Consider the following 19975-nt stretch of genomic DNA (forward strand, 5'->3'; position numbering starts at 1 on the left):
GGGCATGTGCTCCCGGCATTGGAATCAGCGTTTGTGGTCGGCGCGGCGCGACAGCCATTCGCCGGTGAATTGCACAACGGACACCAGCGCGATCAGGATCACGATCACCTCGAACATCACGCGCGTCTCGTAGCGCTCATAGCCATAGCGGATCGCCAGGTCGCCCAGGCCGCCGGCACCGACTGCTCCGGCCATGGCCGAAGCATTGATCATGGCGATGACACTGACGGTCATGCCGCCGATGATGCCCGGCAGGGCTTCCGGCAACAGCACGTGCCGCACGATATGCCGGCGGCGGCACCCCATGGCCCTGGCGGCTTCCACCAGGCCGTGGTCCACGTCGTTCAAGCTGACCTGCGCGATGCGCGCGAAGAACGGCACCAGATTGGCGGACAAGGGCACGATGGCGGCCCAGGTGCCCAGCGTGGTGCCCACGAGGAACCGCGTAAACGGCAGCATCGCCACCAGCAGGATAATGAACGGGATGGCGCGGAAGGTATTCACCGTCACCGACAAGACCTTGTTGAAGCGCGGCCTGGGATACAGGTTGCCGGGCGCGGTAACGGTCAGCACCAGCGCCAGCGCCAGGCCGAGCACGATGGCGATGGCGGCGGACACGCTCACCATGGCGAGCGTTTGCAGGAAGGCCTGCAGGTATTTATCAAGCATCGGCAACGACATAACCCAGCACCTTGATTTGATCGGCCACCAGCGCTGCCCGCGCGGCCTCTTCCTGTAAAGCGCCTGCGGGCACCGACACCAGCAGGCTGCCCTGCGCGTGGCCGCGCAGGCGGTCCAGGCCGCCATGCAGCAACGTCGCGCCGGGGCCGAGCGCCGCCAGCGCCTGCAAGGACACGCCATCCGGCCGCCCCTGCCCCGTGAAGCGCAGCCGCAATACGGCCACGCCCTCGCGCCCCTGGAGATCCGGCACGAGTCTGGCCGCAAGATCCGTCGGCAAATCGTGCTGCAAAGGCCGCAGCAGGGCCCGCGTGGCATCCGCCTGGGGATTGCCGAACACGCGCCAGACTTCGCCTTCCTCGACCTTGCGCCCGCTGTCCAGCACCAGCACTTTGTGGCAGACCTCGCGGATTACGGCCATATCGTGCGTGATCAGCACCACCGTCAGGCCCAGCTTGCGATTGATGTCCAGCAGCAAGGCCAGGATCGATTGCGTGGTCTCGGGATCCAGCGCCGAGGTCGCTTCGTCGCACAGCAGGATTTCCGGTTCGTGCACCAGTGCCCGGGCGATGCCGACACGCTGCTTCTGGCCGCCGGACAGCTTCGCCGGATAGACGTCCGCCTTGTCGCGCAGCCCGACGAGCTCCAGGAGTTCGTCCGCCCGCGCCCGCGCGGCCGCAGGCTTCACGCCGGCCACGCGCAGCGGCAAGGCCACGTTCTCGGCCACCGTCTTGGCCGACAGCAGGTTGAAGTGCTGGAAGATCATGCCGATGCGGCGGCGCAGTCCCACCAATGCGTTCTCGTCCAGGCCTCCGACATCGACTCCGTCAACCAGCACCCGGCCGGCGCTGGGCCGCTCCAGCATGTTGATGGAACGCAGCAGCGTGGACTTGCCCGCCCCGCTGCGCCCGATGATGCCGAACACCTCGCCGCGGGCGATGGAGAAGGACACGTCGGACAGCGCGGCCACCGGTCCTTGCGCGCCCTCGTAGCGCTTTTGCAGGCCGTCAAAGACGATGTGCGCGTCGTCGGTCTGGACTCGCGACGCGGCGTCGGCTATTTCCGCCAGGGAAAATTCGTGTTGCATCATTGCCCGGTTCCAACTTCAGAACACCGGAATGACCGAACCTTCGTACTTGCTCAGGATGAACTGGCGCACCTCCTCGGAGTGATAGGCCTTGACCAGTTCGGGCACCCAGGGCGCGTTTTTATCCTGTTCGCGCACCGCGATAATGTTCACGTAGGGGTTGTTTTCCTTCTTCTCCACCGCGATGCCGTCGCGCGTGGCGATCAACCCGGCCTGATAGGCAAAGCTGTTGACGATGGCCGCGGTGTCCACGTCCGGCAGCGAACGCGCCAGCACCACGGACGCGCTTTCCACGAAGTTGAGCTTTTTGGGATTGGAGGTCACGTCCGCCAAGGTGGCCGTGCCAGTGGCCGGATCGAATCCGTCCTTGAGCGTGATCAGGCCCTGGTCGCGCAGGATGACCAACGCGCGCGTCTGGTTGCTGGGGTCATTGGGAATGCCGATCCGGGCGCCGTCGGGCAGATCCTTCAGCGATTTGTACTTCCTGGAATAGAACGCGATTGGCGAGATCAGCGTGTTGGCAACCGGCACGAGCTTGTAGCCGCGCTGCTTGATCTGATCGTTCAGGAAAGGGATGTGCTGGAAGGCGTTGGCATTGAGGTCACCGTTGTTGAGCGCCTCGTTGGGGCTGGCGGTGCCGGTAATCACCACGGGTTCGACGGCCAGGCCGTTCTTCTTGGCGACCTGGGCCACCACTTCCCAGATCTGCTCGTCGACGCCGCCGCGCACGCCCACCTTGAGGGGCTTGGGATCGGCGGAGAACGCCGGGCCATGGAACATTGCCGCCGAAGCCAGCACCGCGCCCAGCAGGCGCTTGAAGAAACGGGAAGTCATATTGGAATCGCCTCTCAGGCTATGCGGTTATGAGAGAGACGATTCTAGGGAGGGGGATGAACCGCGCGAACGAATAGTTCGTTGAGTCCTTATTACAGGGGCGTTTGGTTATGGCGGCAAGGCATATGCTCCCGGGTAGTGCCCTGCCGCGCGGTTCAAAAGGGTTTGACGACCACCAGCGTGACGATGACGGCGGAAGCGATGACCGTGAACGGCGCATACAGGTCCACCAGCGGCGGACGCTTGGCGCTGCCATTGGCCATGCGGCGCAAGGCCGCGCTCTGGATACCGAGCAGCGCCGACAACGCCAGCGCGAAGGCTACCTTGACCCAGATCCAGGTCATGGCGAACCAGCCGAAAGTCATGGCCAGGTGCAGCCCGACCAGCCAGGTCAACACCATCGCGGGAGTGGTCACGCACAGCGTCCAGCGGCGCAAGGCCCCCAGCATCTTGCGTTCTTTCGGGGCTTCATCGCTGTCCTGGGGTTGCGAGGACAGCAGGAACAGCGACACGAACAGCGATCCGCCCAGCCAGGCGACCACGGCCGCGACGTGGAGCATTTTCAGGAGTTGATAGGTCATGATGACCGGCATTATCGCCGGACGCGGACCGGGCCGCGCATGGGCGGCACGCATCGGCTTGCGCTACGGCAACCCGGCGCGGCGCCGCGGCCTTATTTAGCCGTCTCGGGACTGGCCGGCGCAGGCGTCGCGGGAGTCGACGCGGGCGCGCCAGGAGCGGGGGCAACGGGAGGCGCGGCGGAGGTGGGCGCGGCGGTCCCGGCGGCTGCGGGCGAACTGGCGCCAGCCGGCGCCGACTGGCCCGGGGCTGGACTTGCGTTGGCTGCCGCTGGGGGCTTGGCGGATTCGCCGGCGCCCGAAGCTGCGGCCGGATTCAGGGTGTCGGCCGGTTTGTCTGGCGATTCCGCCGGTTCGGGCGGCACGACCTTCGGCTGCCCCTTGGCGCGGCTGCCCACCGGCGTCTGCGGCGCGGCGGCGGCCTGCGCATCGGGCAGGAAACGCTGGAGCAGCTGGAAGAACCCTTCGTAGAATTTGGGCCGCGCAACCGTCTGGCTGCCCGTCTTCACGAGCGAGTCGTCGCTGGAGCCAAATGGCATGGACACCTGGCCCAGCACGCTTACGCCCACGCTGGCCGAGCTGGCGGTGCGCTTGATCGAGTAGCGGTCCTGCACTGCATTGGCGAACACAGTGGCCCGCTCGTTCGAACTGCCGTCGGAGGCGCATTCGATGTTGAAGGCGATCTGCGTATGCTGTCCGTCCTCATCCTGGAAATTCTTGTGTCCGGTGACGCGTGAACCTTCGAACTTGTCGATGTTGTAGCCCTGGCTCAGCAAGGCGCGGCGCCCGGCATCGCAGGCCGCCACGTTGCTCGCAGGGACCGTGCGCGAGTAGGTGTCGCTCTGGGTGAAATCTTCTTTTTCGAACTCGGGCTTCGGGGATGAGCATCCCGCCAGGACGCCCATCAGGACTACGAACAGGACCGGGGATGGACAGCGGAGAACTCGGGACATGAATTGGGGTCCGGCTTGGGACGGCGTGCGGCATGGTCCGCCGCGATGGCGGCCCGCGCACCGCGTCCGGCGCGGAATCGTGAAGCTTAAAGCGGTTGTTATAGCGCATCCCCGGCACCATTTCCTTTACGAGGAATGTGGAGTTCAACGCAGAGGTAACAGGATTAAAAAAAGGGCCGTATCGCGGCCCCTCGACCGCCTTCAGGGTGAGACGCGCGCGGTTTCCAATGGCCGAATCTCGTGCGCTTCCAGGTTCAGGCTGCGCCGGTAATGCTTGCAACCGGCGGCGAGCAAGGCAATGCACAGCACCGTGGCCGCGCCGACCAGCACGGACAGCGACTGCCCCACCGCTGCCGGACTCATGAACAACCGGTCGGTCAGCATGGCCACCGCAGTCGTGCCCAGGCCCAGTCCGATCAGGTTGGAGATCAGCAGGAACAGCGCAGACACCTGGGCGCGCAACTGATTGGGAGGAAGTATCTGCATCGCGGCCGTTGAGGTCGGCATGGGAAACGATGCGAAAAACATGGCGGGCAACAGCAGCCCGACCGACAGCCACAAGGAATCCACCTGCGTGAATATCACCGCCGGCAACGCCATGCCCGCCGCGCCGATCACGCCGGCGCGCAGGGGCGCATCGCTGTAGCCGCGCCTGGCCAGCCAATCCATCAGCCAGCCGCCGCAGAATACCCCGGCGGTATTGGCAACCAGCACCACCGCCCCCAACATGTAGCCTGCCTCCACGGGCGACATGCCGAATCTGCGCATATAGAACGCCGGCGTCCAACCCAGTAGCGCGAACAGCACCATCGCATAGAAAGAGAAGCCAAGGTAGTGGCAAAAGAAGGTGCCGCGGTGCCGGCCCAGGAAGCGCCAGGTATCCTTCATGGCGGGCTTCTCGACCTGCCCCGCGGCATTGCGCCGCAACCCCAGCCGCTGCGGATCGCGCACCGTCAAGAGGATAAGCAAGGCAATCAGCAACCCGGGCAGCCCCACGATGAAGAAGGTCACCTGCCAAGGCCGCATCGTCCCTGCCCCAGGCAAGGTGACGGTGTCCACGCTCTTGAGCAGATCGATGACATAGCCGCCAATCAGAAAGGCCATGCCGCCGCCAATGAACGAACCGATCGAATAGACCCCGACAGCCCGCCCCAGTTTTTCCCGCGGAAACATGTCGCTAAGCATCGAGTATGTAGCGGGCGACAGGGCGGCCTCCCCCACGCCCACGCCGATGCGCGCCAGGAACATCTGCGCGAAATTGCGCGACAGGCCACAGGCCGCCGTGGCCAGGCTCCAGAACGCCACGCCGATCGCGATGATCCTCGGCCGCGAATAGCGGTCCGCCAACAGGGCGATGGGGATGCCCATGAAGGCGTAGAACAAGGAGAACGCCAGGCCGTGCAGCAGGCTGAACTGCGTGTCCGACAATTGCAGATCGTGCTTGATCGGTTCGATCATCAGCGCAAGGATCTGCCTGTCGACGAAGGAAAATATGTACGCTAGCATGCATATCACCACGACGTACCACTCGTAGGCGTAGCTAGGTTTCGATCCGTGCCGCGGGCTGCCGTCAGTCATGGTTTGTTTCCCTTGTATGGTGGTGAGATCTGCCCGGCGCCCAACGGGCCGGGTGGCGCCTCACTTGCTTGCAGGCCCATCTTTTGTAGGTCTTTGCGCGGCCGGCCTCTATACGCCGGGCGCAATGACTGTTCCCGCTGCGCAGGAAAGCATGTTCAACGACACCAATCCGCTGGACCGCCATTGCTTGCTGGATTCGGGCAACATCGCCGAGATCAAGGATCAGGTCAGCCAGCACCTGTGGTCGCACCGCATGTGCGTCCCTCCGGGAAAACCCCTGCAGTCCCGCCTGTATGGCGTGTTCTTCGGCAATGCGGCGCTGTTCGACCTGCACTACGGCGCCGAAGTCGAGATCGATGCCGGCGACATCGCCAGCTACTACCTCATCCGCATTACGCTGCAAGGCTCCGGGCTGATCACGCTGGGCAAGCGCAGCGCCACCATGAACGCCGGCAGCCTGACCATTTCATCGCCGTCCGAACGCAGCGTGATCCGCATCGGCCGCGATTGCCGCAACCTGATCCTGCGCATCGAGCGCGAGGCGCTGGAACGCCAGCTGCAACGGCTGCTCGAACGCCCCCTCAAACAGGCCCTGGTCTTCGACCTGCAGATGGATGCGAACGCCCCGGGGCCGCTCGCGGTGCGTGAAACGCTTGACTATCTATGCCGGCTGTACCGGCATCCCGCCATCGAAGGCGTCACCCAGACGCTGGCCTCCGGATTCTCGGACTATCTGCTGACACTGCTGCTGACCCAGTTGCCGCACAATTATTCCGAAGCCTTGCAGGCAGGCCGCCGCCAGCCGCTGCCCATGCACGTGCGCCGCGCGCGCGACTACATCGAAAGCCATCTTGCCGAAACCATCTCCCTGTCGGACCTGGCCGCGCACTGTGGCGTTTCCGTGCGCACGCTGCAAAACGGCTTCGCGCAGTTCCTGAAGCAAAGTCCCAGCGATTACGTGCGCAGCCAGCGGCTGGCCCTGGTGCACACGGCGCTGGAGCAGGCCTGCGAGGGCGACAGCGTCACCGACATCCTGTTGCGGCATGGCATCTCCAGCTTCGGGCATTTCGCCACCCATTACCGCAAGCGCTACGGCTGCCTGCCGTCGGATACCCTGCGCCAGGGCAGGCAGTAAGCAGCAGCCCGGCCACGTCTTTATTCGCTTGCCGGATCGGAACGTCGCTTGCGCGTTCAGCGCAGCCTCGCCTGCCCGCCGACGCTAGGATCAAAGCTCCAAAAGACGGAGCTTGACCATGAGAATCAGCGTCATAGGCGGCGGCCACGGCTGCTACGCGGCAGCGGCCGACCTGTGTGAAAAAGGCCATCAAGTGCGCTGGTGGCGCCGCGACTGGGCGGCGTTCCAGGGGCTGCGGGACGCCGGCGCGCTGACCGTCACCGACCACCGCGGCACGCGCCAGATCCCGCTGGGAGTAGGACCGCGGCAATTGGAGCTGGTCCGCGACCTGGCCGCGGCGGCGGCCGATGCCGAGCTACTCGTCATTCCCCTGCCGTCCACCACGCACGAGGCGCTGGCCCAGGCATTGGCCCCGCTGTTGCGCGACGGCCAGGTCGTGTTCCTGCCGCCGGGCACTTTCGGCTGCTACGTCTTCGCCCGCGCCATGCAGGATGCAGGCAATGCCGCCGATACCGCCTTCGCTGAAACCGGCACCCTGCCCTACCTGGCACGCAAGCACGGCGACAGGGTCGTGATCAGCGGCTACGCCACTCGCCTGCCCACGGGTGTGTTCCCGCGCCGGTTGTCGGAGCACGCGCTGGCGGTCGTCCAGCGCGCCTACGCCAGCATCGAACCCATAGAAGACGGGCTTTCCGGCGCACTGATGAATGCCGGTCCCATCATCCACCCTCCGCTCATCATGATGAACGCGGGTCCGCTCGAACACTTCGACAAGTGGGACATCCACAACGAAGGCACCCAAGCCTCCATACGGCGCGTGACCGACGCGCTGGACGCGGAGCGCATTGCCATTCGCGTGGCCCTGGGCTATGCCGCCCCTCACTATCCATTGTCCGACCACTACGCCGCCGAAGGCGACGAATGGATGTACGGCCGCGGCGCCCATGGCAGGCTCACCGACAGCGGGGATTGGCGCGAAGACATCGATCTGCACACCCACCGCTACATGCTCGAGGACACGCGGTTGGGCCTGTCATTCCTGGTATCCGCCGGCCGTTGGGCGGGCGTACCCACCCCCGTGGCGCAAGGACTCCTGAGCCTGGCCAGCGCCGTTACCGGCCGTGACCTCTATGCCGAAGGCCGCACGCTGGAACGCCTGGGCCTGGACCGCCTGTCGCGCGACGATATGCGCAAACTGCTGGCTGAAGGCTGCTGATACAAGGATGCAAGCCATGAACCAAACACTGTGCGTGATCGGCGCCGGCCGCATGGGCGTGGGCATCACGCTGTCATACATCCATGCCGGCCTGGACGTCACACTGATAGATATCAAGCCGCGCACGGCCGCCGAGCAGGCCGAGTACTTTGCTCGCGTGCGGGACGATCTGCGCCGCGAGCTCGCCATCCTGTCCAGGCTGGGCTTGCTCGATGCCGCCCAAGCGGAGATTGCGCTGGCGCGCGTGCATCTATGCTCGCGCGAGGATGCGCAAGCAGACCTGCGGCAGGCGCGCGCGGTGTTCGAAGCCGTGCCAGAACGCCTGGACGCCAAGCGCGACGCCTTTCTGTGGCTGGGATCGGCCTGCGCGCCCGACACCATCATCGCATCCACCACGTCCACCTTTCTGGTTACCGAGCTGGCAGAGCTGGTGCAAGACCCACAACGCTTCCTGAACGCGCACTGGCTCAACCCCGCCTACCTGATACCGCTGGTGGAGGTGAGCCGCGGCCCCCAGACCAGCGATGCCGCGACGCAGGGCTTGATGGAATTGCTGCGCCAGGCGGGCAAGAAGCCGGTGCAATGCGCCCCCGCCGCCGGCTACATCGTGCCGCGCATCCAGGCGCTGGCCATGAACGAAGCGGCCCGCATGGTCGAGGAAGGCGTAGCCAGCGCCGAAGACATCGACACGGCCGTGCGCCTGGGCTTCGGCCTGCGCTTCTCGGTCCTGGGACTGCTGGAATTCATAGACTGGGGCGGCGGCGACATCCTCTACTACGCCTCGCGCTATCTCGCCGACGCCATCGATCCGCGCTTCGCCTCGCCCGCCGTCATCGCCCGCAACATGGAACAAGGGCGCAACGGACTGCGCGACGGCCAGGGCTTCTACGACTATGCCGGCATGGACGTGAACGCCTACAAGATGGAGCGGCTGGCGCAGCTATGCAAGCGGCTGGAAGTGATGGAGCTGCTGCCCCGCTACGACGCGGCGCGGCAGCCGCCTGCACGCTAGCCCAGGGCCTGCGCGCCTACTTGTCCAATTCGCCCAGGATCCGGTACGCCAGCCGGACCCTGGCCTCGTTCGGATAGTTGCGGTTGGCCAGTATCACGATGCCCAGGCGCTTGGACGGCACGAACGCCACATAGCCGCCGAAACCGTTGGTCGAGCCCGTCTTGTTGATCCACACGGCTTGCTGCGGCGGCAGCGGCGGGTTCAACGCGGCCACCGGCTGGCTCTGGCTGTTGTAGTTGCCGGCATTGGCCGTCAGCAAGGCGTCCAGCGTCGCCGGATAGCGCAGTTGTTCCCAGGCCAGGTCCTGGACCATGTCGCCCAGTTGGTAATAGCCGACGTGCGTCTGCCCGATCGCATCGCGTAGTTCGGCATTGGTGACGTTCAAGCCCATGTTCGCGTCGACAAAGCGGATCAGGTCGCGCGCGCTGGTCTTCACGCCGTAGGCCTCGTCCGCCAGCACGCCCGGATTCACGCGCACGGGCGCATTTTGCTTGTTGTAGCCCTGCGCATAGTCTGCCATTCGCGCGGCGGGCACGTCGATGTAGGTGCTGGTCAGGCCCAGCTTGGGAAACAGGTCCCGCTCCATCGCCGCCTTGAACGGCTGGTTCAGGCTCTTGGCGGCGACCACGCCCAGCATGCCGATGCTGGGGTTGGCGTAGGTACGGTACGTGCCGGCGGGATGCTCGGGCTTCCAGTTCTTGAGATAAGCCATCAGCTGCGCCTGGTTCTTGATGGCGTCGGGCACCTGCAAGGGGAAGCCGCCGGTCGTATGCGTGCCCAGGTTGATCAGGCTCAGTTTGGCGAAGTCGCTGCCGGCGAGTTCGGGCAGGAACTTGGCCGGGCTGTCGCCCAGGGCCAGGCGGCCGCGCGCCTGTGCATAGGCCGCCAGGGTCGCCGTGTAGGTCTTGCTGATGGACCCGACCTCGTAGAGCGTGTCGCTGCCGGCGGGCTTGCCCGTTTCCCTGGACGCCACGCCGTAGTTGTAGAAGCGCTGCGTGCCGTCCTGGGTCACGGCGATCGACATCGCGGGGATGTCGTGTTCGCGCATGACGGCCTGGACCGCCTCGTCGATCTTGCGGTCCGCGTCGGCCTGGCCGGCCTGCGCCAGTGCGCTGCCGCCGATCATCAGCGCAAACCATCCCGTGCGCAGCATGCTGTTCAAGCGCATTCTCGTCATTCCCTGTCGTGTCGAATCCGTGGCGCCGCAACGGCGGCGCGCGTGCATCGTAACGCGGCGCGGTGTCCCATTGGTACTAACCCTTGGTCTCATTCCTGGGGATTTTGGCTATTCTCGGCTCGTCGATCCAAAACCTCGCAGAAGAGACCTGCCCCAGCGACAGGCGCCGACGGAGCAACCGCCCCGGAAACTCTCAGGCAAACAGGACTGCGCGGTCTAGACAATCTGGAGAGAGGCGCGATGCGCCCACCGAAGGGGAACCCGCCGCCGCCCGCGCCGCGGGTGAAGCTCTCAGGTACAGAGACAGATGGGGTGCTGCGGCCGGGTGGCCGCGGCCACTCAATCTGGAGCCAGATTGCCCCGCATCGCCATCATTGGCGCCGGTATCACCGGCGTCACGTCCGCCTATGCCCTGAGCAAACTGGGATACCACGTCACCGTCTACGACCGCCAGCGCTATCCCGCCATGGAGACCTCCTACGCCAACGGCGGCCAGTTGTCGGCCAGCAACGCCGAAGTCTGGAACAGCACCGCCACCGTCATGAAGGGCCTGCGCTGGCTCGGCCGGCATAACGCGCCGCTGCTGCTCAATCCCAGATTCAGCTGGCACAAGTATTCCTGGCTGGCGCAATTCATCGGGCAGATCCCCCACTACCGCCGCAACACCATCGAGACCACCCGGCTGGCCATCGCCGCGCGCCAACACCTATATGCCATGGCCGAAGAAGAAGGCATCGATTTCGACCTGGAGCGCCGCGGCATCCTGCACATCTATCACGACGCCGCCAGCTTCGAGACCGCGCGCCGCGCCAATGCCTTGTTGCAGGAAGGCGGGCTGGAGCGCTACGCGGTATCGCCCGAAGAAGCGCGCAACATCGAACCCACATTGACGACCACCTGCTACGGCGGCTTCTACACGCCGTCCGACGCCACGGGCGACATCCACAAGTTCACCAGCGGCCTGGCGCGCGCTTGCGAACGCCGGGGCGTGCGCTTCGCTCAGGATGCCGACATCCGCAACATCAGCGTGGACGGCGCGCCGTACGTGCTCGACGTCGCGCGCGAGGGCGGCTCCCGCCGCGAACAACACGAAGCCGACGCCATCGTCGTCTGCGCCGGCGCCGTCAGCCGGCAATTCGCGAAACAGCTGGGCGACACGGTCAACATCTACCCCGTCAAGGGCTACTCCATCAGCGTGCACCTGGACGACGCGGCGAGCCAGGCTGCCGCGCCCCGTGTCAGCCTGCTGGACGAGGCCGCCAAGATCGTCACCAGTCGGCTGGGCGACCGCTTCCGCGTGGCTGGCACGGCCGAGTTCAACGGGTTCAACATGGACATTCGCGCCGAACGCGTACAGCCGCTGGTGGACTGGACCCGCAAGCACTTCCCCGGCGTCCGCACCTCGCGCGTGGTGCCCTGGTGCGGACTTCGCCCCATGACCCCCAGCATGATGCCCCGCGTCGGCCCTGGAAAGCGGCCAGGCGTGTTCTACAACACGGGACACGGGCATCTGGGGTGGACCTTGTCAGCGGCGACAGCGCAGATGCTGGCGGCGAGCGTGCAGGAAGGGGTGGGCGAGGCTTGAGCGGATGGGCGCGGCGCCTGGGCAGGGCTAAATTCAGACCATAATTAGTCCTCCCGATGTTTCTGCTCGGAGATATGTCCTATGAAGCAGGAACAGGCGATGGCTCTGCTCCAGTTGCTCGCGCACAAGGTTGTCTTTCTTCAATCAGCCGTAGACGACCTTCATGAAATTCGACGCCACATCCGCAAGCGCTTCACGCAAACCACGTGGCTGAGCGCCTATTCCAAGATCAAAAAGGCGATCCTGAATCTCGAGCAGCTTCTGTTTGCAGGACACGCGCTGCAGGAACTTCCAGCCACCCACTTTCTGGAAATTTTCGCGGTAAAGAATCGCGTCATCTACGAAGTGATTGACGACAAGATATACATCCACATCAGTTGCGACGCGCGCCAGGACTTCCAGACTAAGTTGAGCAGGCGACCTGTGCGGATACTCAGGCCATAAGAATCAGATCGCCAACTCGCCGCGTAAGAGCATTGCGAAAAACGGGTGCTCTGGCACAGCTTAGTTTTCGGCCAGCGCGGTCTCCTTCCTATTCTTATCACCCGCGGAGACAAACATGGAGGAATTCGGCTCCACCGTACTGTTCTGGCCATACACACCATTGCTCTTGCACACCTGCCCCTCCTTCATCACCAGGACTATCCTGTCCGGATCGACCAACAGCGACAGGTCCTTCAACGGATCGCCGTCGACCATGACCACGTCCGCCAGGTAGCCTGGGCGCAGCATGCCCAGCTCGTCCGGCCGTTGCATGATCTCGCCGCCCAACCGGGTGGCGGACATCAGCGCCTCGGCCGGGGTCATGCCGATGTAATCGACGAAGTACTGGAGGTCGCGGGCATTGGTGCCGTGGGGCATCCAGGCAAAGCCGTAGTCGCCGCCGGGCAGGATGCGAATGCCGCGCTGGTGCATCTTGCGCAGTGACTCCGAGGCGATTTCCAGTTCGCGCTTGTAGCCCATTTGTTCGGCGATGGCGGGCGTAATGCCATATTCCGAAGCGTTGAACGCGGTGCGGATCAGCCAGCCTATGCCGGGCGCGACGAAGTGACGGTCCTTGTTGGCTTCCAGCATGTCGAGCGCCTCTTCGTCGGCAAAGCTGGCGTGATAGATCATCTCGATGCCGTGGCGCACGCATTGCTTGACCGACTCGCTGGAGCGGGCATGCGCGGCGACGCGCTTGCCGTAGCGCTTCGCTTCGCCAGCCAGCATGGCGATCTCGTCCTCGGCGAAGGGCGACATCTCGGCCGGCAGCCCGGCGATGTACTCGCCTGACAAGTTGATCTTCAGGTGGTCGACGCCGTATTTAATGAAGGTGCGCGCCGAGCGCCTGATCTCTTCCGGGCCGCAGCACACACTGCCGAAGCTCAGCTCGTCGAATGGCATGTGCGGCAGCGAATTGTCGCCAAGCGCGCCAATCGTGGTGATTTCCTGGCTGCCCGCCAGGTAGCGCGGCCCGGGGCATTCTCCGGCATTGATGGCGTTGCGCAGCACCACGTCCAGCCGAGGCTTGGCCGCGGCCGCGCCTATGGCCGAAGTCCAGCCCATATCCAGGTAACGTTTGGCCACGCGCACGCACCAGAGGATGTGCTCTTCCGGCGGCATGAACTGAATGGCGGCCAGCGAAGGCTGGTCGTTCCAGGAAAAATGCGTGTGCGCTTCGGTCATGCCGGGCATCAGGAAGCGTCCCTTCCCGTCGATGACACGCGCGCCATCCCTGCTCACCTGTTGGGGCGCGCGCGCGACCTGGGAGATGCGCGCCCCTTCGATGAGAACCTCACCAGGATAGGCTTCCGCACCGCTGCCGTCGAAGATGGCGACATTGATTATGGCAATGCTGGACATGACAAGTCTCCTCCGGCCCGTCGCGCGGGCCGATTTCTTATGTTGAAACGCCAGGAAAAACGTTGCTTAACGCAACGCTGCGTAAAACTCCCGCAAGGCCTCTGCGCAGGCCTGGGGTTTTTCGTAGGTGGTCCAGTGGCCGCAGTCCTTCAGCACGATCTGGCGGCTGCCGGCCAGGCGTGCAGCAAGCGCCTGCACATTCGCGGGCGGTGCCACGCCGTCCTGGTCGCCGGTCACGAGCAAAGCCGGGACGCTGATCGTCTCGACGGCTGCCGGCTGCGCGTCAGCCAGCGCCTCGCAGCTTTGCGCATAGCCTTCCGGAGGCTGACGCATCACGCTCTCACGCACCAGTGCCAGCACGGCGGGCTGGCTCTGCCTGGTTTGCGCGCTGGTTGCGCCCTTGACGATGGCGTCTGCGATTTCCTGGATCGCCGCGCTGCCACCACGCGCCAGCTCCGCCCGCGCGCGAATGCCGGGCCGGCCCGCATCCGGCGGCGCGGCCAACGGTCCGAACAGCGCCAGCGACTTGACCCTGCCAGGATGGGCCACGGCAAGATGCTGGGCCACCACCGTTCCGAGCGAATGCGCGGCGACATGCGCCACATCGATATCCAATGCGTCCAGCAGGCCGGCCATCGTGTCCACGTAGGTAGCGATAGACAGGCGTTTTTCGCCCAGCGCCGAGCGCGCGCTGCCCGGCAGGTCCGGACGGATCACGCGGAACCCGTCGAAGGCGCCCATGACGGGCGTCCAGGTATTCGAGGAACCACCCAGGCCGTGTATGCACAACAGTGCCGGCCCTTCGCCGTCGATCTCCACGGCCATGCCGTTGACGTGTTGGGTGCTCATGCTGCCGTCTCCTTTTATCTGAACAGTCGTTGCTTGCATCGGCATTGCGCCGGCAATTTTTCAGGACTGTATCGGCGCAGGCGGCAGCGCGCTTATCGCCGCGTGCGCGGACTTATCGCAGAGTCAGATTTTGTGCCTAGTGAATACACCTAGCGCGGACAAACGCGCAAACGCCCATAAAATTCCCTGAGCGCCGCACCCGCCCGCACGCAGGCCCAGGCTTGCGCAACGAGGCGATAAGAAAAACGGGAGACAGAGATGCAGGAGACTTACGCCTTGCACGAAGGCGCGTTCGGCCGCGCCGTCGTGCTGGAACTGCGCGACGACCTGATCGCGCACGCGCATGCGGAAGTGCAGCTGGCCCTGTGGCTGGGCGGCGCGCGCGTGCAGGGACATGTCGGCCAGACTCCGGTCCCCTACAGCGAGCACCTGGCGCTCGGCACCAATACGTACGAATCGCACGACGCCAGACTGCTCGAACGGTCGGGACCGGCCATCTTCCTGGTGCTCTACATCGCCAAGCCCTGGCTGGACGAACGGCGGGCAGCCACCGGTCGGCCATTCCACTTCGCGGCGCCGGGCGTGCCCATCGACGCGGCGGTGCGCCAAAGCTGTTGGCGCTTGCTGGACAAGATCGTGGCGCCGCAGGACCACCCCGGCGCGGATCTGGACGCCGAGGTCGAGGCCCTGCTGCAAGCGGCCATCGAATCGTCGATCGAGCCGGATCGGCCGCGCAACCGGATGCCCGCGGCGCCGGCACTCGACCGCCGGCTGCGCGCGGCGATCGCCTACATGCGCGAACACGCCCACGAGCCGATCACGGCGGAAGAAGTCGCCAGCCGCGTGGGCCTGTCGCGCGGCCACTTCTTCGCGCTGTTCCGTGATCAGCTCAACACCACGCCGCAGGTCTTCTGGAGCGCCGTGCGCGTGGAAGAGGCCGTGCGCCTGCTGGTGCACCAGGAACAGCCCCTGACTTCGGTGGCGCTGGATCTGGGCTTCTCCACGCCCGGCAATTTCTCCCGCTTCTTCCGCGAACACATGGGCGTTTCGCCATCGCGTTTCAGGCGCGCGGCGACAGGCGCCGCGCAGCATCTGCTGACCGGGGTTTCCTGAGCCGCGGGGCGGCCGGAAGCCGTCCTGCGCGCGTCTACGCGGTTGCGGCAGGCGCGCGCAGCCGCAAATCCACGGCGTCCGGGCCCGGACGATCGCGGTTGAAATGCGCCCCCCGACTTTCTCCCCGCGCACTCGCCGCCCGCACGATGAGATCAGCCGCCAGAGCCAAGTTGCGCAGCTCCAGCAGTTCCAGGCTCAGGCCCTCGCGCAACAGCCGCGCCTCCGTCTGTGCTCGCAGCGGACCAATGAAGGCCGCCGCGCGCGCCAGCGATGCATCGCTGCGCAGCACGCCCACGTCTCGGCTCATCAGCTGACGCAGGTCGCGCCGCAGCCAGGCCAGATCGGGCGACGCCGGCACGGCGATTGCGTCGGCCGCCGGCGTTCGTTGGGGAGCCTCGGCCGGCTTCTGCACGAGTATGTCTTGCGCCGCAGCCCGTCCCGTCACCACGCACTCCAGCAGCGAATTGCTGGCCAGGCGGTTGGCGCCGTGCAGTCCGGTGCAGGCGGCCTCGCCCACCGCGTACAGGCCGGGCAGATTGGTGCGTCCGGCCGGGTCGGCGGCGATGCCGCCGCAGGTGTAATGCGCGGCGGGCGCAACCGGGATGGGGGTCGTCGTCATGTCGATGCCAAGCGCCCGGCAGCGCGCCTGGATAGTGGGAAAGTGCTGCCGCAGGAACTGCGGCGATTGATGGCTGATGTCGAGGTACACGCACTCCAGCCCATGCCGTTCCATTTCGCCCTGGATCGCACGGGCTACGATGTCGCGCGGCGCCAGCTCGGCGCGCGCATCGTGCGCCGGCATGAAACGCGCGCGGTTGGGCAGGCGCAGCACGCCGCCTTCGCCGCGCACGGCCTCGGAGATGAGGAATCCGCCCGCCTGCGCATGATGCAGGCCGGTAGGATGGAATTGCGTGAACTCCATGTTGGCGATCCGGCAGCCCGCGCGCCAGGCCATGGCAATACCGTCGCCGGTCGCGGCTGGCGGCGCGGTAGTCGTCTGGTATGCCTGCCCCGCGCCGCCCGTGGCCAGCACGACATGGCCGGCCGCTGCGTCGAAGATCCGCCCGCTGCGCAGGTCCAGCAAGCGCACGCCGCGGCAACGCGCCGCGGCAGTACCTGCGGTGCCGTCCAGGATCAGGTCCACGGCGCAATGCGCTTGCAGCAGCGTGATGCCGGGTCGCCGCCGCACCCGCTCCTCCAGCGCCGCGACGATGGCGCTGCCGGTCGCGTCCGCCGCATGCGCGATGCGACGCAGGCCGTGCCCGCCTTCGCGCGTCAAATGCAATCCGCCTTGCTCCGGCGTGAACGCGACGCCCTGCTCCTGCAGCCAGGCAATCGCGCCGCAGGCCCGGGAGATGATGTGTCGCGTGGCCGGCAAGTCGCACAGGCCGGCGCCCGCGACCAGGGTGTCGTTGACATGCGCCTCGATGCTGTCGTCCGCGCCCAGCGGCGCGGCGATGCCGCCCTGGGCGCGGTTGCTGGCGCTGTCGCGCAACTCGCCCTTGGAGACGAGCGCGACGCGCTTGCGCGGGGCCAGGTCCAGCGCCGCGGCCATGCCAGCCAATCCGCTGCCGATGATGATGACGTCGAATTCCATGAGCGAACCTCCGATAGTCCTAGGCGGGCCCGACGCTGGCATACAGCGCCATGTCACGCGCCAGGTCGCCGCTGGCCTGTACGCGGCGCTTGCGCCGCTCCGCGAAGTCCAGCATGCGGTCGATCGGCGCCTTGGCGCGCAGGCCCAGCGCCGGATCCAGCAGTATCTCGTTGCGCCCGTGCTCCAGCGTCTCGGCCAGATTGGCCAGGGCGTTCATCGCCATCCAGGGGCACTGCGCGCAGCTCTTGCAGCTGGCGCTGTCGCCCGCCGTCGGCGCGGCGAGGAAAGTCTTGCCTGGCGCCAGTTCACGCATCTTGTGCAGGATGCCTTGATCGGTGGCCACGATCAGCAGCGCAGTGTCGAACTTGCGCGCGGCATCGATCAGTTGCGTGGTCGAACCCACCACGTCCGCTTGCGCCAACACGGCCGCGGGCGACTCCGGATGCGCCAGCACCTTGGCCTGCGGGTGCTCGGCTCGCAGCAGCTCCAGTTCGGTGCCCTTGAACTCGTCATGCACCAGGCACGAACCCTGCCATAGCAGCATGTCGGCGCCGGTCTGGCGCTGGACGTAGTCCCCCAGATGCCGGTCCGGCGCCCACAGGATTTTCTCGCCCCGCGCATGCAGGTCGGCGATCACGTCCAGCGCAATGGACGAGGTGACGACCCAATCCGCGCGCGCCTTCACTTCGGCGCTGGTGTTGGCATAGACCACGACCGTGCGGTCGGGATGGGCATCGCACCAGGCGCTGAAATCGGCGGCCGGACACCCCAGGTCCAGGGAACACGTCGCATCCAGGTCGGGCATCAGGATGCGCTTGTCCGGGCTCAGGATCTTGGCCGTTTCACCCATGAAGCGCACACCGGCCACCACTAAGGTGCGAGCCTCGTGGTCGCGCCCGAAGCGCGCCATCTCCAGGGAGTCGCCGACGCAACCGCCCGTCCGCTCCGCCAGTTCCTGCAATTCGGCATCCACGTAGTAATGGGCGACCAGCACCGCGCGCTCTCGCGCCAGCAGTTCTCGTATGCGGGCCACGCAAGCGACGCGGTCGGCGGCCGGCAACGGTTCGGGCACGCGGGCCCAGGCCTGGCCGACGGCGCTTGCGCAGCTTGGCGCGGAAGGCAGATCGAATTCGATGTAGCGGCGGTTACGGGTGTCCATGGGCGCGGCTCCTGGCATTAAGTTATACTCATTTTGAGCATTTAAGGGTCAAAAAAAAGAGCACGATTTATGCTAGTGTTGAGCATAAATCGTGTCAATCCCTTTTTGCCCTCACCCAGCCGCTCGCCGACCGCAGTCTTGCGGCTTCATACGAAGATCGAACCGCGCAGATACAACGCCGCCTGGCCGCTGATGATCACCCGACCGTTGTCCAGCACCTCGCACTGCAACTGGCCCTTGCGCGCTCCGCCCTGCTGCGCGCTCAGCCGGCGCTTGCCCAGGCGCTCTGCCCAGTACGGTGCCAGCGACGTGTGCGCCGATCCGGTTACCGGATCCTCGTTCACCCCCACCCGCGGCCCGAACCAGCGCGACACGAAATCGAATTCCGTCGAAGGCGCCGTCACCGCCACGCCGCGCACGTCGAAAGCCGCCAGCGCGGCGAAGTCCGGTTTCAAGGCATCGATCAGCGCGGAGTTCTCGATGATCACGAGGTAATCATCCGTCTGGTAGAGCGCCTGGGCGTCCGGCAGGCCCAGCGCCTGCAACAGACCGGCAGTAACCGGCCGGGCTTCGGGCCGCTTGGCCGGAAAATCCATGGCCAGCCGGTCGCCCAAGCGGCGCACCTGCAGCTCACCGCTGCGCGTCGAAAACCGCAGCAAGTCCTCATGCACGCCTAGCTGCTCGAACAGCACCCAGGCCGACGCCAGCGTGGCGTGGCCGCACAGGTCCACCTCCACCGCGGGTGTGAACCAGCGCAGTTCATAGATATCCCCCTTGCGCACGAAGTAGGCGGTTTCGGACAGATTGTTTTCTTCGGCGATGCGCTGCAGCGTTTCGTCCGGCAGCCAGGCCTGCAAGGGCACCACCGCAGCGGGATTGCCGCCGAAAGGCGCGGCAGTGAAAGCGTCTACCTGATAGATATCGAGTTGGGGCATGGCGAGTCCTGGTCGGTCGTGGGGGTGCGCTTTGGAGCGCCTGGCGGCATTTTCCTATGAAACGCCGCCAGGCCGGACGATGGAGCAGGCGCCCGGGCCCCTGCGGTAGGGCCTGTTCACCCTAAATCGAGCCTTGCACAGGCCCTACGCCGTCCGCACAAACAACGCCCTCAACTTGCTCCAGAAGTCCCCGCCCAGGACAAAGAAGCTGGCGATCAGCATGATGTCGCCAACAAGCTGGGCCTGCCACAGGTTGGGCCGCAGGCCCGGCCACATTTCGTCGATGTAGGGTTCGAGCACCGAGGTCAGGATGGGCAGTAAGAACATGACCAGGCCGATGGCATGGCGGACCGGGCCCACTTTCTGCACGGGCGCGAGTTTCTTCGCGTGGCCGAACACAATGGACTTCAGCCGCTGAAAGCCCTCCTTGCCCATGACGGCGATGCAGCTCAGGAGCAATACCTTGTTGGCGATGAATATGGTGCCGGTCAGGGCCGCGATGCGCGGGCCCGGCACGTCCAGGTAGCCCGCCACGGGAATGAGGAACCACAGCGCGAAGGCAATGATGAACAGTCCGATCCCGCATTTGAAGCGCCATCCCGCCGCGGGCGCGGGTTGGGCCGTTTCGTCTGGCAATGACATGG

General features: G+C 65.7%; 19 protein-coding genes and 2 riboswitches. Of the genes, 6 read left to right on the plus strand and 13 right to left on the minus strand.

The window, feature by feature from the left end:
* Positions 1–24 precede the first annotated feature (24 nt).
* From CEY08_RS15270 to CEY08_RS15295, 6 genes are all read right to left on the minus strand, one after another.
* The gene (locus CEY08_RS15270; RefSeq protein WP_042794293.1) at positions 25–681 is read right to left on the minus strand and encodes a methionine ABC transporter permease; all 657 of its coding nucleotides are present in this window, start codon (positions 679–681) and stop codon (positions 25–27) included.
* Positions 662–1768, minus strand: a complete 1107-nt coding sequence (locus CEY08_RS15275) for a methionine ABC transporter ATP-binding protein (RefSeq protein ID WP_076814511.1) — start codon at positions 1766–1768, stop codon at positions 662–664. Before CEY08_RS15275 ends, CEY08_RS15270 begins: the two co-directional genes overlap by 20 nt.
* A 15-nt stretch (positions 1769–1783) precedes the next feature.
* Positions 1784–2599 (minus strand): MetQ/NlpA family ABC transporter substrate-binding protein, encoded by an 816-nt coding sequence (locus tag CEY08_RS15280; RefSeq protein ID WP_063960510.1) that lies wholly within the window; start codon positions 2597–2599, stop codon positions 1784–1786.
* A 155-nt stretch (positions 2600–2754) separates the two neighbouring features.
* Entirely contained in the window at positions 2755–3180 is a 426-nt protein-coding gene (locus CEY08_RS15285; RefSeq protein WP_232033827.1) for a CopD family protein, read from the minus strand.
* A gap of 92 nt (positions 3181–3272) precedes the next feature.
* A complete protein-coding gene (locus tag CEY08_RS15290; RefSeq protein ID WP_076814515.1) occupies positions 3273–4130 on the minus strand; it encodes a DUF2242 domain-containing protein in 858 nt (285 codons plus the stop codon).
* A 201-nt stretch (positions 4131–4331) separates the two neighbouring features.
* Positions 4332–5708: a spinster family MFS transporter gene (locus CEY08_RS15295; protein ID WP_063960508.1), complete on the minus strand. Its 1377-nt coding sequence runs from the start codon at positions 5706–5708 to the stop codon at positions 4332–4334.
* Positions 5709–5832: 124 nt separating this feature from the next.
* On the opposite strand from CEY08_RS15295, the gene CEY08_RS15300 reads away from it, so the two are divergent.
* The 3 genes from CEY08_RS15300 to CEY08_RS15310 all read left to right on the plus strand — a co-directional run bounded on the left by CEY08_RS15300 (position 5833) and on the right by CEY08_RS15310 (position 9071).
* Positions 5833–6843 (plus strand): AraC-like ligand-binding domain-containing protein, encoded by a 1011-nt coding sequence (locus CEY08_RS15300; RefSeq protein ID WP_232033826.1) that lies wholly within the window; start codon positions 5833–5835, stop codon positions 6841–6843.
* Between the two features lie 118 nt (positions 6844–6961).
* Positions 6962–8059 carry an NAD/NADP octopine/nopaline dehydrogenase family protein gene (locus CEY08_RS15305; RefSeq protein ID WP_076814519.1) on the plus strand — a complete coding sequence of 366 codons (1098 nt, stop codon included), beginning with the start codon at positions 6962–6964 and terminating at the stop codon, positions 8057–8059.
* Between the two features lie 16 nt (positions 8060–8075).
* Entirely contained in the window at positions 8076–9071 is a 996-nt protein-coding gene (locus CEY08_RS15310; RefSeq protein WP_088607739.1) for a 3-hydroxybutyryl-CoA dehydrogenase, read from the plus strand.
* Between the two features lie 16 nt (positions 9072–9087).
* Here CEY08_RS15310 and ampC read toward each other — a convergent pair whose 3' ends face one another.
* A complete protein-coding gene (gene ampC / locus CEY08_RS15315) occupies positions 9088–10224 on the minus strand; it encodes a class C beta-lactamase (RefSeq protein ID WP_408609584.1) in 1137 nt (378 codons plus the stop codon).
* 152 nt (positions 10225–10376) lie between these two features.
* Positions 10377–10468: riboswitch (glycine riboswitch) on the plus strand.
* Between the two features lies 1 nt (position 10469).
* Positions 10470–10559: riboswitch (glycine riboswitch) on the plus strand.
* Between the two features lie 44 nt (positions 10560–10603).
* Between ampC and CEY08_RS15320 the strand changes: the two genes are divergently transcribed.
* Complete coding sequence (locus CEY08_RS15320) at positions 10604–11833, plus strand: D-amino acid dehydrogenase (protein WP_084738572.1); 1230 nt, start codon at positions 10604–10606, stop codon at positions 11831–11833.
* Positions 11834–11914: 81 nt separating this feature from the next.
* A complete protein-coding gene (locus tag CEY08_RS15325; protein ID WP_232033825.1) occupies positions 11915–12277 on the plus strand; it encodes a type II toxin-antitoxin system RelE/ParE family toxin in 363 nt (120 codons plus the stop codon).
* A gap of 60 nt (positions 12278–12337) precedes the next feature.
* Here CEY08_RS15325 and CEY08_RS15330 read toward each other — a convergent pair whose 3' ends face one another.
* Positions 12338–13678: a metal-dependent hydrolase family protein gene (locus CEY08_RS15330; RefSeq protein WP_076814527.1), complete on the minus strand. Its 1341-nt coding sequence runs from the start codon at positions 13676–13678 to the stop codon at positions 12338–12340.
* A gap of 66 nt (positions 13679–13744) precedes the next feature.
* Entirely contained in the window at positions 13745–14527 is a 783-nt protein-coding gene (locus CEY08_RS15335) for an alpha/beta fold hydrolase (RefSeq protein ID WP_076814529.1), read from the minus strand.
* Between the two features lie 258 nt (positions 14528–14785).
* Here CEY08_RS15335 and CEY08_RS15340 point away from each other — a divergent pair, with 258 nt between their 5' ends.
* On the plus strand, positions 14786–15640 hold the full coding sequence (locus CEY08_RS15340; protein WP_076814531.1) for a helix-turn-helix domain-containing protein: 855 nt from the start codon (positions 14786–14788) through the stop codon (positions 15638–15640).
* 34 nt (positions 15641–15674) lie between these two features.
* Here the strand turns inward: CEY08_RS15340 and nadB are convergent, their stop codons facing one another.
* The 4 genes from nadB to CEY08_RS15360 form a co-directional block, all read right to left on the minus strand.
* On the minus strand, positions 15675–17237 hold the full coding sequence (gene nadB, locus CEY08_RS15345) for an L-aspartate oxidase (RefSeq protein WP_076814533.1): 1563 nt from the start codon (positions 17235–17237) through the stop codon (positions 15675–15677).
* A 19-nt stretch (positions 17238–17256) separates the two neighbouring features.
* Positions 17257–18396: a quinolinate synthase NadA gene (gene nadA / locus CEY08_RS15350; protein ID WP_076814535.1), complete on the minus strand. Its 1140-nt coding sequence runs from the start codon at positions 18394–18396 to the stop codon at positions 17257–17259.
* A 146-nt stretch (positions 18397–18542) separates the two neighbouring features.
* The gene (locus CEY08_RS15355) at positions 18543–19331 is read right to left on the minus strand and encodes a PhzF family phenazine biosynthesis protein (protein ID WP_076814537.1); all 789 of its coding nucleotides are present in this window, start codon (positions 19329–19331) and stop codon (positions 18543–18545) included.
* Between the two features lie 144 nt (positions 19332–19475).
* Positions 19476–19973 (minus strand): transporter suffix domain-containing protein, encoded by a 498-nt coding sequence (locus CEY08_RS15360; protein ID WP_042794308.1) that lies wholly within the window; start codon positions 19971–19973, stop codon positions 19476–19478.
* Positions 19974–19975 lie beyond the last annotated feature (2 nt).

This window comes from Achromobacter insolitus (assembly GCF_002209555.1).
Lineage (GTDB): Bacteria > Pseudomonadota > Gammaproteobacteria > Burkholderiales > Burkholderiaceae_B > Achromobacter > Achromobacter insolitus.